Genomic DNA, 17,064 nt, shown 5'->3' on the forward strand with positions numbered 1-17,064 from the left:
ACGGACATAATGACAGATAGGGGAATTTTCAGTTAAAAATCCACTCTTCTGAAAAATCAGAATTCAAGCAAGCGCCAACGACCGATTTGGGATCAATGAAAATAAAAAAAAGTGCGTCTGAACCATTCGGTTGACACACTTTAATATGATTAGGGATATTGTTTACCCTGGAAATACCTTCAGAACATTACTTGATGAACTTCTTGCCATTCTGAATGAGAATTCCCTTGGCATTGGCATTTACGCGCTGACCTGCGAGGTTGTATACAGGAGCATTGACGTCGAGCTTGTCAGCCTTGATCTCGTTGATGCCAGAAACATCGGTGCTAACCTTGAAGTTTCTGATTTCCCATGTACCGGCTGCTTTGTCGGTGCTTATATACTTGAAGCCAACCTTTAACTTCTTGCCCTCATAACCGGCAAGGCTTACTGTCTGAGTCTCAAAAGGAGAGAAGCTCTTGTCCTGTGGCACTTCTGGATATGCGATAGAAGTGATCTGAGTCCAGTCGCCGCCCTCGACCTTGATCCACAATGTAGCCTCCTCTGAAACATTGCCAAAATACTTAGACACTGCATGGTCGAAAAACAGGTTGCGCTCTACTTCAGCTGCAGAAAGCTCTATCCAAGGAGAAACGAGCCAGCTTTCAGAAGGAAGGTTCTTCTTGTTGACATAAGCAGAAGCCTTGGCACACTTATAGCTCTTGTCGATAGCCCATACGTATGAGAGACCCTCAGAAAGGTTCACGTTGTCGAGAACGAAGGAACCGAACTCTGTCTCAAACGACTCTGAGTAAGGCTCTTTAACTACATCGAGAGCTGGAGTTGTAACAGTGAGTGTATATGATGCAGAACCACCATTATATTCATCGTTCTCTGCAGCAGTAGCAGTGATTTTTGTCTCACCGGCAGCGAGAAGTGTCACTTCGCCTGTCTCAGCATTAACGGTAGCCACAGCCTCGTCTGACGAAGTATAAACCACGGCAGCAGTGGTAGCCTTTGTGAGAGTAGGAGCAACGAAAGCCTCGCCTACAACACCACTTGCTGTAGTCTCACTGAACGACAGAGCCGGGTCTTTCTTCATTGGAGCGGAAGATGACTGGTATGTCACTACAGCAGAGCTGATCGGAGTGTTCTTCTCTGTAATGTTGGTTGAGATAACCACACTATTGGCTGAACCAGTCCATGTGCCATTGGCGTATGTACCTACAGCAGACTCGAATTTTGCAGGAACTTTGGCTGTAAGCTCAACCTTTGTGATGACATTACCCTCTGGCACTTTGAAAGTCATATCTGCGCCTTTATAGAAACGCAACTCGTTGCCGTTGGTTGCTTTCCACCAACGGGTCTGACCATTGAGAGTAAGAGTGACATCACCCTCTGTACATACCGTAGGGTCAGCGTTGTATTCTTTTGTAGAGCCACTCAAAAGTGTCATGCCATAAGCAGACTCGCCTGTGAAATCGAATTTCGCAGTCTTAGACTGTGCGAACATTCCCATTGTCATAAGCAATGAAACGAATAAGAGTAAAGTTTTCTTCATAATGTAATAATTAATTAAACAATATATTTACACAATTTTATTTGCTTGAGCAATTTTATAATCCAAAGCTTATCTTATGCAAAGATAATGCAAGGCGAATGCAGAACATCAAGCTTGCTTGAGTGTTATGCTGAGGTGAAGCTTATCTTATGCAAAGATAATGCAAGGCGAGAGGAGAAAGAAATGAAGACATTCATTTCTTATCCCGAGCCGAAGCTTATTTTATGCAAAGATAATGCAAGGCGAGAGGAGAATGAAATGAAGACATTCATTTCTTATCCCGAGCCGAAGCTTATTTTATGCAAAGATAGAACTTTTATAGATATGAAGTATCTCTTTGCGTGTTAAAATAAGGTTAAGAAACAAAAGTCATTAAAAAAGGGAAGCACCGAACAGCACTTCCCTTCTTTATCGCTAATTAGAAAACGGTCATTTTGCGGAATTATAATTTTTCGAACCTCAACGACCGTTTCAAGATAATTGAAATTATTTCTTCAAGACTTTGTCTACTACAGTCTGGCCATCTGTCAAGACCATCTTGCGAATTGATATTCCCTGCTGTGGCTCAGAGAGTCTGACGCCATTCAGTGAATAATACTCGATTGACTTAACCTCAGACTTCGTTGACGAAGCAGAAATGCCTGATGTAAACGCTGGATAATACTCATCCACTGGCGACACGGCATCAGCATTCTGTGATTTCACGATATGCTCAACGATAGAATTGAGATATACTTCAAGATTTGAATACCAACCCTTCGCGGTATCGAGAGTCTTCAACTGTGCATCGCTTGGGTCATCAGGATTAAGACCGTTGGCAATCTCCCACTCGTCTGGTATGCCGTCGCCATCAGTATCATAGTTGGCAGCACGTGATTCTGATGGAAGTTCGGGGAAACTTGCCGTAGCGGAATTCTGGCTGTCTGAAGACGGATCGTTGATAACATCGATAATACCAGGAACATTGGCATGAGAAGCGTTATAGGTAACAGTACCATTGGTTGCTTCCTCCACATAACGCACATCGCAAGCGTCTCTATAGAGACTCGCTCCACTGTATGCGAGTACCTTCTCGTATGCCGTCTCAGCGGTCTGGGTCGTGATGGTGCCCGGGTCAAACTGACTGTCAAGTTTTATCTTGATGCAGTCTACACCGCTGGCATCCTTCACATAGGTTTGATCCTCACCATAATAATGCTTGGCATCCTGCATATAATAATCATTGCCTATCTTGATTTTCTGGTCGTAAATCACACCGCTCCAATCATAGTTGGCAGCCTTGGAACCGGCTGCAGACACGTAGTTTCCGCTGATAAAATAACGGCTGGAATAGTTGGGGAACGGATTGTCGCCGCCGTTTGATGCATCAGAGAATGAAATCTGCGTAACGCGAGTCTTGTTCTTCGTGCCAGGACCAGCCTTGAAATAGTTGTTCACCATATTCACATAGCCACCACCAGGACCGCCATAACAACCGTTTCCGTTACCCCAGTTATAAACCACGCAGTTGCGGAAGTCTACCCTCTCTGCCTGTATGGAGTTGGCATATTGGGTCTTGTCATAACCGTTCCAGTTATAGCGGGCGCCATTGAAGCGAGGTGCTCTGTTCTGGACGTGGGCAAGGAAGTTATGATGGAATGATGCCGGTTTTCCACCCCAAATACCACCATAGCTGTGGTCGCCTTTAGCATGTCCTGCGTTGAGGCCTTCGGCGAGCATACACCACTGCAGGGTGAAATCCCTGTTGTCATAGAAAGACGCTAGCTCATCAATGCTCCACGACATAGAGCAGTGGTCGATGAGGATATTCTTACGGTATCTTCCCCATGTTGCATCGGCACCGTCGTCAACATACTTCACCTGTGAACGGCGGAAGCGCAAGAAGCGGACGATGACATTATCACAGTTTGTGAACTCCACGGTGTAATAACGGAGTGTAATTCCGTTGCCTGGTGCAGTTTGGCCTGCAATAGTGGTATTTGATGATATTTTGAGATTTGACTTCAAGTCAATGTAACCGCTCACGTCAAACACGATGGTGCGAGGACCAGACTGCGACAAAGCCCATCTGAGTGAACCAGTGCCGCTGTCGTTGAGATTTGTGACATGATAAACCTTTGTCGTACCATCGGCAGCGCGTCCTCCGGTGGCTGCGTAACGGGCAAATCCCTCAGCACCAGGAAAGGCAGGAGCACCAGTCTGTGCTGATGCTGAAGCGGAAAGTGCCAAAGCTACCAATGGCAAACATAAATTCTTCATAATTTGATATTTGTTTTAGTTTGATTTTATGCGTCCTTTTGGATAAGGCAGCAACGGAGTCGTTACTTGTTGAGCGACTCCACGTCGTAGCCAAGATGTTCCATCTCCAATGAAGCCCAGATGAACGGACCAACGCCCTTGCCGTCGTTGTCGCGGATTGGCTCACTGATATAATACTCGAAAGAACCATCGCGGCGCTTGTTCTCCTTCACCTTTGGAGCTGCCTTCAGCACCTTAGCGCTGAGACCCGGACCGAGTCCTGACACCTCGCAGCAACGTGTGAGAGAAAGGGTCTTGTCGGCATTCACTTTCACGAAATTGTTGAGGATTCCCTTGTATGCCTTGATGCCGGCTTCCTTCAGTTCGTCACCGAAATAACCGAGGCGTGAGCCCTTCAGCAGTACGTAAGAGAACATTGAAGATGCTGTTGCCTCAAAATAGTTACGATTGTCTTTCACGTCCATTACGTCATACCAAAGGCCAGTCTTCTTGTCCTGATATTTCACGGTCTTTGTCATCACGTCGTTGAGCATCGCTACGAGAGCCGGACGGTTTTTGTAGTCTGCCGGCATTGCATCGAGAACTTCAAGGATTGCCATTGCGAACCATCCCTGTGCACGAGCCCAGGTGTGCTGCGAGAGTCCAGTCTGCTTGTCAGCCCAGAACATCTCGCCTGTCTCATCCCAAGCATGCTTCCAAAGACCGGACTTGTCATCGAAGGTTCTGTTGTATGTCTTGGTAATCTGTGTGAAAGTGTCATCGTAATATTTCTCTGCCTTTTTCTCGCCTTTCAGCTTTGGGGCTGCCATTGTATAGAACGGATGACCCATGTATACTCCGTCGAGCCACACCTGATATGCATAAATAGCCTTATGCCACCATACGCCGTCGTTTGTGCGTGGCTGTTTCTCAAGCTGCTTGAAGATGGTCTTCAAGGCAAGTTCATTCTTCTTCTCAGGGAACAGTTCATTCATACGCAGGATGAAACGCGCCGGACGGGTATTGTCGAGGTTGAAAGCTGAATACTCATAACCTGTGATATTACCCTTTTCGTCTATCATCTTGGCTGGATACTGCTTTAGATAATTGATGATGCTCTCGTCTTTGCTTGAAAGATAGGCATCGAGGAGTGCCTCCTGCTCTATACCAACCACATAGCCCCACTTTGGAGTCTTTGCGAAATCGAGATAGCATGGATCCGGATTGCGCTGCATTTCTGAGTGTGCCATCCACTGGCTGTATGTCTTGTAAGGCAGCTGCGAGAGCACTTGTGAACCATTGATTACGAGGTTCTCATAGTTTGGCTTGTCTGTCTGGCCTGTGATATACACAGGCTGGCCATATACTCCTGTGAAGTTACAGTTTTTCAGATTGATGTTGTGGATAGTGTTGATGTTGTCGAAGCCAACGATCATAACGCCATACTTGCTCTTCTGGCAGGTCACATTCTCCATGTATACGTTGCGCACGGTTGGATAGAAGCCACGACGACCCTTCTCCTTTGGTTCATAGTTTGTGTTTATCTTCAACACCGCCTCACGGCACTGTCCAACCTTCACGTTGCGGAAATATACATTCTCAATCACACCGCCACGGCATGAGTTTGTCTTGATGCGGAGCACACGATCCAGGTCCGGACTGTCCATCGTACAGTTTTCAACGAACACGTTGCTGCATCCTCCTGAAATCTCTGAACCAAGAACCACACCACCATGACCGTCTTTCATATTGCAGTTGCGGATGATGATATTCTTGCTTGGACGCCCCACGTATTTACCTTTACCGCCCTCACGGCCGTCTTCATTACGTCCGCTCTTGATTGCGATACAGTCGTCGCCGGTATCAAAGATACAGTTCTCAATAAGCACGTTCTCACAAGACTCAGGGTCGCAGCCATCGCCGTTAGGACCGTGGTTCTCAACGTGTACGCCACGCACCGTTATATTCTTGCTCAGCAGCGGATGCATAACCCAGAATGGTGATCGTATCATCTTTACGCCCTCGATGAGAATTCCGTCACATTGGTTGAGGTTCACCGTCTGAGGACGAAGACCTTTCCACGGACCAAAGACACGCTTTTCAACAGGCACACCGTCTTCTGCCATCTGCAGCAAATCGGCACGGCCGCCAGGATTCTGCTGTTTCTCCTTCACCTCTATGTTGCGGCTCTTCGGAGTCTTGCCGCTCATGAGCCACCAAGTCTCGTCAGATCCGTTGCCATCAATAACTCCCTCACCGGTAATGGCGATGTCGGTCTCCTTGAAAGCATAGATAAGAGGTGAGTAGTTGATACAGTCGAGACCTTCCCAACGTGTTTCAACAAGGGGATAGAGACTGCGGTCGAACTCGAAGAAGAGTGTAGCGTTCTTCTCTATCACGAGGTTTACATGACTACGCAGTCTGATGGCTCCTGTCTTCCATGTTCCGGCAGGGATAACCACCTTGCCGCCGCCAGCCTTTGAACAAGCCTCGATGGCCTTGTTAATGGCTTTCTGGTTCTTGGCTGCCGTATTCTTCAGCGAAGCGCCATACTTGGTGATGCTGAAGGAGCGGTTAGGGAACTTCGGTTCTCTGATGCTCTGCTCCACTTGCTTGTAGTCTGTATCCCACACCGAAGCCAATAGGCTCATAGGGAAGAGCAAGCAAAGCAGTAAAAATGCTTGTAGCTTTTTCATACTGTCTTGTTTGAAATGTATTCAGTTAAGTTTTTTAGAAATACAATAGTAGTTTTATTTTTTGATGCTGCAAAGATACGCATAATAAAATACATCAGAAAAATATAACAACAAAAATAAGGATTATTTGCATTTATCATATAGCGAACCACGACATTGAATGACACGCACACTAAAAGCAATGACACAAAAGCTGCCTTATAACATAAAAAAACGGGACAATTTGTTAAATTCAACATTTTATAGTCGGAATTCTTGCAAGTTTCATAATAAAGGCTTACATTTGCCGCATCTTATTTATGATTTCGCCATTTACGAAATCTCATGAGGTTGGTAGCATCCTGCGCCAACCTCTTTTTTTGCCCAAGCTATCCCTTGAATACAAAAGACGGCAAATCTTTGGAGTTCTGCATTTGATTGCTTACATTTGCATGTCAAATAAACAAAAAGCAATTATACACACCATTCCAATGAAACACATATACAGTCTATTTCTTTTCTTCTTCATCTTGTCGTTCGTCTGCTGCGAAAAGCCCGTAATCGACGACACTGAAAACAAGAAGGAAAACAACGACAAAGTCAACGGATCAACCTCCACCGGCAACAATGGCGACAACGGCGGATGGGCAAACGGTGACGGAAAGAACGATACTGAATGGGTGAGCACCGACACGGTGGACGTATACACATTCAAGAACCACGTCTTCGAAGACCCCATCTGCGTGAAAGGCTATATCGTAGGATGTGCTACATCAACGGGAGGCTACAAGTATTTCTTCGACAGCCCCTATGAATCAAACACATCCATCCTCATCGCCGACGATAAGAACGAGAAATCAAAATCCAACGTCATAGCCATACAATTGAAGAACGGTTCGAAGATTCGCCGCGACCTGAACCTCGTGGACAACCCTGGAAACATACAACGGCTCGTTGCCATATATGGCTACCAGACAAAATACATGAAGATGACAGGAATGAAAGAGATATTGAGTTATGAACTGAAATGAAAAGCAACGCCCCTCGATGAACGCCCCTTACATAGGCTATTCAATTTCCGCAATCAAGTCTTATTCGGGACTTGCGCGTCAGTCAGACAATGCTCATGCCGAGCATACCGACAAAAAGGCATTGCCTCACGACAATGCCTTTTCTCAGCATAAAAAATAACTTATATAATAATACACGTATGATTGCCATACCAAACGTCCCGCAAAAGCTGCCGAAATCAAAGTATGGTCAAGCACAATTATGACGTAAGCGAATGTCGCCAAGCAAATTATACTGCCGACTACATATCAACCGCTTCATATATTTACACAATTACGCTTCCACTCCTTACATCGAGAAGATTCCGCAAAGACTAACATAAAGGCAGGTATTCTGACTTCGCTCCACTCTCATGACACCTTCCCACCCGAAACAGAAAAACCGAAGAAACATTCTTCTGGGCAGTGGCCTGTCGTCACTGAGCATAAAGGAGCTTACAGCTGCGGGACAGTCGGAGATTCTCACTCCGTTCCCTTTCAATCACGTATTAGGCGAACCTTTACGGTGCAAATTTATAAACATTTTTCGAAACTTCAAAAAAAAACGGCATTATAAAGAAAAAAATTTGTTCAAACAAACATTTATACTTACTTTTGCAAGTGTGTTGAACATCTATGAAAAAGATAAAAACGCAAAAGAGAGAACATTATTATATAATAACAAATAAAATTCTAAAGCCTATTGAAACATCATTTACTTCACTAAAAAATTGAATTAAAATGATAAGACTAAATGAAATGACCGATGAAGAGTTGGCATTGTCATACGTTAGAGGAAACAATCAGGCCTTCGATTTGTTATTATCTCGAAATCAATCCAAATTGTTTTCATATATCCTGTTCGTAGTGCACGAGCAGGACTTGGCTAATGATATCTTCCAGGAAACCTTTGTGAAGGTGATAACAAAACTGCAGGAGGGCAGATATATTGACTCCGGCAAGTTTTCGGCGTGGATAATGCGCATCGCCCACAATGTGATAATGGACTGGTATCGAGACAACCGCGCCAAAAACATCGTGGAAACTTCTGACGACAACGACCTCTCGAATGTCACAGGAAACGACATAACAGACTTCAACATCGAGGACAGATATGTCAACGAGCAGGTGCTGCGCGATGTGAAGAAGATGATGAACCTGCTGCCTCCGACACAGAGGGAAATTGTCTTCATGCGCTTCTATCAGGAGATGTCGTTCAAGGAAATCGCCGAGACTACCGGTGTGAGCATCAACACTGCCCTGGGACGAATGAGATACGCCATACTCAACATGAGAAGAATGGCGAGAAAGAATAAGCTGTCACTTGAAACCGTTTATTGACACAAAGCCATAAACGCAGCACTCATGACGTTTCAACTACAGGAACTTATATTTTAGCCTCAATCGGTCATCAGGCCGCTTGGGTTTAAAAGGTCTATATAACATCTAAAAAACATACGGGTAAATCCATATTTCTCAAAAGGACTATGGATTTACCCGCATTATTTTATTCTTGAATCAATATCACATACATACTTCCCCAATGGTCTTCACCATGCAACCTACATTATTGTTATATTGAGGAAAACTTCCATATCAGAGCGATCTCAAATCATGGATTGTCTGGATAGGATCGGCAGCCTTGAACACATAGCTTCCGCTAACAAGAACATCCGCACCTGCCTCAACGAGACGCGGAGCGGTCTCAGCCTGCACACCACCGTCAATCTGTATCAGAGCACGAGAATTCTTCCTGTCCACCATCTCACGCAGCGCTCTCAGCTTGTCGATAGTGCCCTCGATGAATTTCTGTCCGCCGAATCCGGGGTTGACGCTCATCAGCAACACCATGTCCACATCATTCAGGATATCCTCAAGCAGACAGACTGGAGTTGAAGGATTGAGAGTCACACCAGCCTTCATGCCGGCATCGTGAATCTCCTGCACAGTACGATGCAGATGCACGCAAGCCTCATAATGCACGTTCATCATCATGGCGCCGGTCTTTGCCGTGCGCTGCACATAACGCTCAGGGTGTTCAATCATGAAATGCACATCGAGAGGCTTCTTGCAAATCTTTGCCACCGCATCGATAACGGGAAATCCGAATGAGATATTAGGAACGAATGTTCCGTCCATAATGTCAAGATGCAACCAGTCAGCATCACTTTTGTTAATCATTTCCACCTCATGGCGCAAGTCTGTGAAATCAGCAGCCAGCAGGGATGGAGAAATAATTGTTGCCATAAATTCTTTTAAATATGTTTTTCTGTTTATCAGTTTAGACAATAGGATTTCATACTGCCATTGATGTTCATCACCCTATAGGTGTAGGCAATGGCTTTGATAATGTCGATAGTACGCTTCGACGGCATTGGATTTTCTGAAGTAAAATGTTCCATAGGCATTGTTTTTTGAAATAAATTCATCCCTCTATTGTATTAACGCATCTCCTCGGGATTTATTACATTATGATATATTTTTTTCTGATTACGATCTGCATACCCCAATGGGAATACTTCCCGTTGGCGGAATTATGTTATGTTGATAGATATGAGTAAAAGTTGCCAATATCGCTGATTTTCAGTAAAAACAAGAATTTCCGAAAAACTGTCAGACCATCTGGTTTTTTGCCGTAATATTCTGACAGACAGGCACTTGACCATCTATCAACTGTCAGCCAATTGTCTGGATGATTTGCTGATGAAAGGAATTGTCAGATGTAAGGAATTCAGACGACATGAATTGCATGCGTTGGCAGAATCCTGGAAACTGGAATATGGGTGTTATAACATTAATTTATTGGGCATACGCCTGACAGCAATTCTGCCCATCCGGGGCAAGCACATTGCCCATGATGGGCAAGCACCGTGCCCCAGATGGGCAAGCAGCGTGCCCAATTTCAACCCAAATCGGTCATTAGTAATAAGTGTGCACTAAATTAATTCCACCAACGGGTTTATTCAAGATTTTTACAAGTAATCCAGTCACAACCACAACGTTTTGCAAGCAGAATTATCACCTAATTCTGTTACTGTTTATAAAGGCAAGTGTTCTGAAAAAAGCATAGGCTGAAATGACTGTCAAAAGATAGAAAGCTTCTATTTACTGAAGCTGAATTCATATTTCTTAATGCATTGGCTGAAATCTGAAAACATGAATATGGTATGCATGAATGTATCGGACAGACATAGGACGGCAATTCTGCCCATCAGGGGTAAGCACCGTGCCCTTGTTGGGTAAGCACCGTGCCCTTTAAGTCCCAAGCTGCCATCTGGGTTAATATGCTTTAAATATATTCCGCCAACGTTTTTTTTTAGTATATTTGCAACGCTAATCAAATTAATCATTAGAGGAGGAAAGCATCCCATGACTCTACAACAAATGGAATACATCGTGGCTGTATACAGATACAGACACTTCGCCAATGCCGCAGAACAGTGCGGCGTGACACAACCCACACTGAGCGCCATGATTCAGAAACTGGAGAAGGAACTCGGAGTGAAAATCTTCGAACGTTCATCACAACAGGTCACTCCTACTGCCATCGGCAAACTTGTGGTGGAACAGGCATGGAAGGTGCTTTCGAGAGCAAACAAGATAAAGGACATCGTAGCTGAAGAACAACACTCGCTGAATGGTTCGTTCCGCATCGGCATACTGCCCACGATAGCGCCATATCTGCTGCCACGCTTCTTCACCAAACTGGAGAAGGAGAATCCTGGCATCGACTTCCACATCATCGAGATGAAGACTGCCGACATCAAGAAGGCATTGAACCGCGGCGAACTGGACGCTGCCATCGCCGTGAGACTCGACGAGCTGGAGGCTTTCAACCAGACATCGCTATATTATGAGCAGTTCATAGCCTATGTGGCAGAAACCGACCCGCTGTTCAACAACAAGAACATAAAGACTTCGGACCTTGGCAACGAGTTTCTGTGGCTTCTCGACGAGGGCCATTGCTTCCGCGACCAACTTGTGAAATTCTGCGATCTGAAATCGGCAACAGAGAGCAAATCAAAATATTCTCTCGGCAGCATAGAGACTTTCATGAGAATGGTGGAAAACGGACAGGGCGTGACGTTCATTCCGGAACTCGCCCTTAGCCAACTTTCCGACAAACAGATGCGACTGGTGCGCCCCTTCGCACTGCCTATACCGGTGAGAGACGTGGTATTGCTTACCACAAAGACTTTCGTGCGCCACTCAATGGCTGAACTGATAATCAAAAGCGTGAAAGACAACGTGCCGCAAAGTATGCTGACCTACAACAATACAGAGCAGAGAATCTAGCCCAAATCAGTCATTGGCCGTTATATTAAGAATTTTATAACTGCTTGCTATAAGCGATAAAAGAACAAAAGGTTGAGCAGGGATTACACACTCCCCTACTCAACCTTTTATTTCATTGTCAAGCAAATTCGTCTACTTAACAAATTTCTTCCCGTCTTTGATGTAAATACGACCATCCACAGTGTGTTCTACACGCATACCTTGAAGGTTATAGATGTTGCCATCTTCCACATTGTTGTTATCCAGCGTAACATCGGCAATACCTGCAGCATCTTCATACGTCATACTGCCACTGAGGAGTCTACCTCCCTCGTTCTCTTTAGTCATGATACTCTCCACGATACTGTTCAGATAATGCTCCAGATTGGTATATCCATCGGCAGCGAGCGTATTACCATCTGCAGCATCATTCTTGTCGAGTCCATTGGCATCTTCCCAACCATCCGGCATTCCGTCGCCATCAGTATCTGTAACGTCGATAGAAGTATCTGTGGCAAGTGTTGGCCAAGGACTCCAGTCTGCAGAAGCGTCGGCTGGCTTCGTGTCATCCTGACTGTTGATTATGCCTGACGTGCATCCGCTGCCTGTATAGGTATCAGAACCGCTACGGGTATCGCTTACGATGACTTTGTCAAGAGCATCGCGGCGCAATGACGCACCGGCATAGTCGAGCACACGGTTGAAGGCATCTGCCGCAGTATGGGTAGTAACGGTCTCAAATACCATCGGTGTCTTCAACTGTATTGCTTCATCACCAGGATAAGTGCCATCGTTGCCGGTCTTGTCAATCTGGTCGGAAACGCCATACTTGAAGTTATCCTTATTCACCACATCCCAATCTGGATTATGATTGCCTTCCACGTAAAATTTTCCCCACACATGGAGCATCTTTGCCCAATCATTCCACGGTACATTAATCTGAGTGCCATTCACGGTGATTGTGGCAAGTTTTCCGCTCATATCCATCTCGTACTTCGTTCCCTTGATGGTAACATAATTTCTGCCATCTTCTGCCGACCCTTTCACGTCGTTTTTATTGCAGGTTATACCGGTTGTCTGCTGGAATCGTGCTGCAAGGAGTGTCTTGTCCAGACAGTAGTCCACAGTGCGTATACCCGGACAAGCGATGCGGCGCTGGATGGTCTTGCTTCTTTTCCGCGTTGTAGCTCCTGGCTTATAATAGTTGTTCACGATGTTCACGTTCATTCCTTCACCGCCATAGCAGCCGTTGCCGCCCCAGTTGTATATCACGTTGTTACGCATATCCATCCTTTCGTCAGTCTGGGTTCCGGGACGCGGACCCAGTCGTGGAGTTCTAGAATCGTGGTCGGCAAGCAGGTTATGATGATACGATGCACCGCTTCCACCCCAGTTGCCACCATAGCCATGGGCACCTTTGGAATGTCCGGAGTTCTTCAGACTCTGTGAGGCTATACACCATTGCACGGTGAGATTCTTACTGCCATAGACGGACAGGCATTCATCGATACTCCAGCTCACAGAGCAATGGTCCACTATGATATTCTTACGATCCATCGCTCCAAGTCCGTCGCCCTCGTGCTTGTCCACATGACGATTGCCACAACGGAAACGCAAAAAGCGAAGAATAACATTGTCAGAATCTATCGTGAAGGGGTAATCAGCAATACAAATGCCATCACCGGGGGCTGTCTGTCCGGCAATTGTGACATTACCTTTCTTCAACTGCAGAGCACTTTTCAGGAATATCGTACCGCTGACATCAAACACGATGGTTCTGACTCCACTCTTGTTGCAAGCCCATCGGAAGGTGCCTTCCGATCCGTCATCATCTAATTTCGTCACATGATACACGGTTCCGCCTCTACCGCCAGTAGTGTAGCGACCAAACCCTTCGGCTCCAGGGAATGCGGGTTGATTGTCGGCAAAAGCCGACATCACAGATGCTGACATCAACACAACTGCAGCATCAGTCAATAATTTTCTGTCTAATTTCATCTTATTTTGATTTGTATAGTAGTCATAACGTCGAGAATCGAATTTGCCATTAAACCACGACAATAAAGGAATCTCAATATATTTCAAATAGCGAAGATATAAAAAAACGGCGATATAACAATCGAGCATTAAGAAAATCACATTTTCCTTAATACTCGGTTTAAAACGATTTAGCATTCTAATTCAAGATCGCTGCCACCTCATCTTTGTTAATTCCGGTTATCTCTACAATTTGCAGAATGTTCATACCTTTTGAATAGAGAGATTTTACTATGTTTTTAAGCTGCTCGCTCTTCTGCTGGAGTTGCTCGCTCTTCTGCTGGAGTTGCTCGCTCTTCTGCTGGAGTTGTTCGCTCTTCTGCTGGAGTTGTTCGCTCTTCTGCTGGAGTTGTTCGCTCTTCTGCTGGAGCTGTTCGCTCTTCTGCTGGAGCTGCTCGCTCTTCTGCTGGAGTTGCTCGCTCTTCTGCTGGAGTTGTTCGCTCTTCTGCTGGAGCTGCTCATCCTTATGCTTCAGTTCCTTGTCACGGTTCATTATTGCCGTGTCACGGTCCTCTATTGCCTTGTAATATTCATCCTCCACGTTCATGTCCTGACGCATCTCGGAGTCGGCGGCAGCGGCTGTAAGACGATGGAGCATATACATCATGTCGGCATCATCCTCATATTTGTTCTCGTCAATATTGAGAACCTGCTTGTCTTCCGCATCTTTCCTCGACTGGTCGAAAACGCTGAGCACCTTCTCAAGGCGGTTGTTCACACGACCTTTCAACCTCGGTATCTGCACAATTATGCTGTTGTGGGTGAGACTTTCAACGAACGGGTCTTCCTTGCCCGCCTTTACCACCTCGCCGTTGTAGTCGAACACGTCGTGGTTGACATAAACCACCGGCTCCTCAATGTCGCCGACTCGATGTCCGAGAAGGTAAACGGCAACCATTGGATATGCGAAGCCTTTCGGCGAGTCTTTGCGGATGTTTATCTTGTTGCTGTACTGCGCACCCAGATACTGGCGGAAGCGCAGGGTCTCCGTGTCGAGCCATGTCTTCTGCAGTTCTATAAGGATGACGCGGTCCTTGAATCCCTCGCCCTCAGCATCCTTCTCCCTCACGGTGGCTGCAAAGTCAATGCGGAACATTGAAAGCGTGTCTCGTGTGGTGTTCACATACTCGTGCGGGCGCATCTCCACCTTCACCACCTCTTTCTTCAGCAGTGCAGAGAGGATGGTCTTTGATATGCGTTCGTCAGACATTATGTATTTGAACACGGAGTCGTAAATCGGATTGGCTACATGTAATATCATATACTATGGCGTTTACAGGTTATTATATTTGCAAACTTACACATTTTATGTGAATTACGGACACTTACATTACTTTTTTTTAGGGACGTCCAACAGAAAAGTGTCATTCGACTTTTTATCATATAGAATTCTCCCCCTAACGTGGGGAATGAAACCCCACATTAGGGGGTGATGTTCCCCACGCTGTGGGGGAAAAATCAAGGCCAGGAAACATAGTTGGAAACTTGCCAAATGTAAGGAGCAAGAGACATGTCACCTCGTATACAAAATAAAAGATGGAAAGCTGCACATTGAACTTTCCATCTTTTATTATTTATTAAAATTAAAATCTATATCATTACTCTGCCGGAATCCAACGTGGGTCACCGAGATTCTTGTAAGAAGAGTTCTGCACTGTAAAGTCAGCACCAGTCTTGGCAGGATTAGCCCAGAGCTGGGCAGATGTCTCAGAAATCTGAGAACCGATCTCATAACCAGAGTTCCAGTTGAAGTCACTTGTATATACAGTGCCAGTAGCATCGATATCCTTCAGACTGCTACCCTTCACTGTCTGCGCTGCATCCTTGAAGTCGTAGTATGCTCCGATGAGAGAGTTTGTACAAGCTACTGTAACTCCTGTCTGCTTCTGCAAGTCGAAGTATGGCTTGGTAGCAGGAACACAGTTCCAGATTGTGCAGTGGTCGAGAGTGATAGAGAAGTTAGCCTGGCTTGTATTCGTCAACACAGAGTTGATTGTGTTGAGAGTACTGTTGGTAATGCTGACTGTTCCCAAAGTCAATGATTTCTGGTCCTTGGTATTCACGATACCATAAGTACCAATGTTTGTCAATACACAGTCATTTATCTTGATAGCATTGACGGTAGAATTCACGATACTCTGGAAACGGAAGATACCACGGATATCCTTAACGTCACACTTCTCCATCTCGAGAGAGTTGAGAGTGAAAGTACCAGACTGGTTCAATACGTAACCGTCTGAGTTGGCACCATACTGGAGATTGAGGTTATAGAAACGGACAACATCCATGCTTGATGAGTCGAAGGAAACGCCCTTGAACTTGACAGTTGCCTTAGACTCGCCGGCTGCTCCCCAGAAATAGACAGACTTGATATTCTCTGGAACCTTGATTGTAGAGGTCTGTGCCTCCTCATTCAGAGCGGTATATTCCATTCCCTGTGGGAATACAACAACAACCTTGTCTGAAGTGGCATTAGCAAGAAGGTCTTTCACGTCATCGCCAGCAGCTACGTTGATAACCTCGTATCCGTCAGGGAAAGGTTCAGTGGTAGTGAACTTCATCTTACCACGAACGTTCTCGCCGTTGAGCAGCTGCACAGTGTAAGAAGTCTTTGCATTGAGACCACTGATTGTGAGTTCACCGGCAGCAACCTCGTCTGCAGTAACAGGCTGTGAAACGAGCACCTCATCGTCTTTTACAATCTGTGCTTCAGTAATCTGTTTGCCAGCCTTGAAGCTGACCTTCACGGTCTTTGAACCAGGCACAACATCGAGGATAATCTGCTCAGACTTGGTTGTGAAGCTATAGTTTGATTCTGTATCATCAAGATACTTCCATGTAGAACCCTTGCCGTTTGTAGCGCAGCTCTTGATACGGAAGTAATACTTTGTAGAACCCTCAAGTCCTGTCATAGTGTAAGGAGAAGTAGTGATTCTCGCATCCTCCTTGTCACCGAAATAGATGCTATGCTCAGTTGTTTCAACCTCATCGAAAAGAGTGTCGGTGCTGATTTCTATTACGTAGAACTCAGCATCTGGCATCTTCTTGAATGTAACCTCAGCCTGGTCCTCACCTGGGCTTACGGAAACCTTGGAGGAATGGAACAGACGGTCGTAAGCAGGATCAACGTCCCAGTCGTTCGTCTCAGTACAAGCGGTGAACGACGCACCTCCGAGGAGCATCATAGCTCCGAAGAGAGCCTTGCTTATAATTGATTTATTCAGTTTCATCTTGATTTCTAAAATTTAAA

The 17,064-nt window shown here is 45.5% G+C and carries 11 protein-coding genes and 1 riboswitch; of the genes, 3 read left to right on the forward strand and 8 right to left on the reverse strand.

Features of this window, described 5'->3' with window-relative positions; translation table 11 throughout:
- Positions 1–187 precede the first annotated feature (187 nt).
- The 3 genes from ACDC99_RS05905 to ACDC99_RS05915 form a co-directional block, all read right to left on the reverse strand.
- The gene (locus ACDC99_RS05905; RefSeq protein WP_370756171.1) at positions 188–1,540 is read right to left on the reverse strand and encodes a choice-of-anchor J domain-containing protein; all 1,353 of its coding nucleotides are present in this window, start codon (positions 1,538–1,540) and stop codon (positions 188–190) included.
- A 486-nt stretch (positions 1,541–2,026) separates the two neighbouring features.
- On the reverse strand, positions 2,027–3,799 hold the full coding sequence (locus ACDC99_RS05910; RefSeq protein ID WP_370756173.1) for a pectate lyase: 1,773 nt from the start codon (positions 3,797–3,799) through the stop codon (positions 2,027–2,029).
- A gap of 62 nt (positions 3,800–3,861) precedes the next feature.
- The gene (locus ACDC99_RS05915; protein WP_288768312.1) at positions 3,862–6,474 is read right to left on the reverse strand and encodes a glycoside hydrolase family 88 protein; all 2,613 of its coding nucleotides are present in this window, start codon (positions 6,472–6,474) and stop codon (positions 3,862–3,864) included.
- Positions 6,475–6,944: 470 nt separating this feature from the next.
- On the opposite strand from ACDC99_RS05915, the gene ACDC99_RS05920 reads away from it, so the two are divergent.
- The gene (locus tag ACDC99_RS05920) at positions 6,945–7,484 is read left to right on the forward strand and encodes a DUF6359 domain-containing protein (protein WP_288745561.1); all 540 of its coding nucleotides are present in this window, start codon (positions 6,945–6,947) and stop codon (positions 7,482–7,484) included.
- A gap of 346 nt (positions 7,485–7,830) precedes the next feature.
- Positions 7,831–8,040: riboswitch (cobalamin riboswitch) on the reverse strand.
- A 203-nt stretch (positions 8,041–8,243) separates the two neighbouring features.
- Entirely contained in the window at positions 8,244–8,843 is a 600-nt protein-coding gene (locus tag ACDC99_RS05925) for an RNA polymerase sigma factor (protein WP_042517861.1), read from the forward strand.
- A gap of 255 nt (positions 8,844–9,098) precedes the next feature.
- Here the strand turns inward: ACDC99_RS05925 and rpe are convergent, their stop codons facing one another.
- Both rpe and ACDC99_RS05935 read right to left on the reverse strand, forming a co-directional pair.
- Complete coding sequence (gene rpe, locus ACDC99_RS05930; protein ID WP_022316185.1) at positions 9,099–9,749, reverse strand: ribulose-phosphate 3-epimerase; 651 nt, start codon at positions 9,747–9,749, stop codon at positions 9,099–9,101.
- A 29-nt stretch (positions 9,750–9,778) separates the two neighbouring features.
- Positions 9,779–9,904 carry a hypothetical protein gene (locus ACDC99_RS05935; protein WP_262503124.1) on the reverse strand — a complete coding sequence of 42 codons (126 nt, stop codon included), beginning with the start codon at positions 9,902–9,904 and terminating at the stop codon, positions 9,779–9,781.
- 967 nt (positions 9,905–10,871) lie between these two features.
- On the opposite strand from ACDC99_RS05935, the gene ACDC99_RS05940 reads away from it, so the two are divergent.
- Positions 10,872–11,798 (forward strand): hydrogen peroxide-inducible genes activator, encoded by a 927-nt coding sequence (locus tag ACDC99_RS05940; protein WP_022316183.1) that lies wholly within the window; start codon positions 10,872–10,874, stop codon positions 11,796–11,798.
- A 132-nt stretch (positions 11,799–11,930) separates the two neighbouring features.
- Here ACDC99_RS05940 and ACDC99_RS05945 read toward each other — a convergent pair whose 3' ends face one another.
- From ACDC99_RS05945 to ACDC99_RS05955, 3 genes are all read right to left on the reverse strand, one after another.
- Complete coding sequence (locus ACDC99_RS05945; RefSeq protein ID WP_044074104.1) at positions 11,931–13,730, reverse strand: pectate lyase family protein; 1,800 nt, start codon at positions 13,728–13,730, stop codon at positions 11,931–11,933.
- Positions 13,731–13,953: 223 nt separating this feature from the next.
- Positions 13,954–15,075 carry a hypothetical protein gene (locus ACDC99_RS05950; protein ID WP_370756176.1) on the reverse strand — a complete coding sequence of 374 codons (1,122 nt, stop codon included), beginning with the start codon at positions 15,073–15,075 and terminating at the stop codon, positions 13,954–13,956.
- Between the two features lie 337 nt (positions 15,076–15,412).
- Entirely contained in the window at positions 15,413–17,044 is a 1,632-nt protein-coding gene (locus tag ACDC99_RS05955) for a DUF5123 domain-containing protein (RefSeq protein WP_022316008.1), read from the reverse strand.
- Positions 17,045–17,064 lie beyond the last annotated feature (20 nt).

Origin of the sequence: Prevotella pectinovora, assembly GCF_041323955.1 — a bacterium.
Taxonomy (GTDB): Bacteria; Bacteroidota; Bacteroidia; order Bacteroidales; family Bacteroidaceae; genus Prevotella; species Prevotella pectinovora.

Coding starts and splice junctions, on each gene's coding strand:
- ACDC99_RS05915 (WP_288768312.1), bottom strand. CDS start 6,474: ATGAAAAAGCTACAAGCATTTTTACTGCTTTGCTTGCTCTTCCCTATG.
- ACDC99_RS05905 (WP_370756171.1), bottom strand. CDS start 1,540: ATGAAGAAAACTTTACTCTTATTCGTTTCATTGCTTATGACAATGGGA.
- ACDC99_RS05935 (WP_262503124.1), bottom strand. CDS start 9,904: ATGGAACATTTTACTTCAGAAAATCCAATGCCGTCGAAGCGTACTATC.
- ACDC99_RS05920 (WP_288745561.1), top strand. CDS start 6,945: ATGAAACACATATACAGTCTATTTCTTTTCTTCTTCATCTTGTCGTTC.
- ACDC99_RS05910 (WP_370756173.1), bottom strand. CDS start 3,799: ATGAAGAATTTATGTTTGCCATTGGTAGCTTTGGCACTTTCCGCTTCA.
- ACDC99_RS05940 (WP_022316183.1), top strand. CDS start 10,872: ATGACTCTACAACAAATGGAATACATCGTGGCTGTATACAGATACAGA.
- ACDC99_RS05950 (WP_370756176.1), bottom strand. CDS start 15,075: ATGATATTACATGTAGCCAATCCGATTTACGACTCCGTGTTCAAATAC.
- ACDC99_RS05955 (WP_022316008.1), bottom strand. CDS start 17,044: ATGAAACTGAATAAATCAATTATAAGCAAGGCTCTCTTCGGAGCTATG.
- ACDC99_RS05925 (WP_042517861.1), top strand. CDS start 8,244: ATGATAAGACTAAATGAAATGACCGATGAAGAGTTGGCATTGTCATAC.
- ACDC99_RS05945 (WP_044074104.1), bottom strand. CDS start 13,730: ATGTCAGCATCTGTGATGTCGGCTTTTGCCGACAATCAACCCGCATTC.
- rpe (WP_022316185.1), bottom strand. CDS start 9,749: ATGGCAACAATTATTTCTCCATCCCTGCTGGCTGCTGATTTCACAGAC.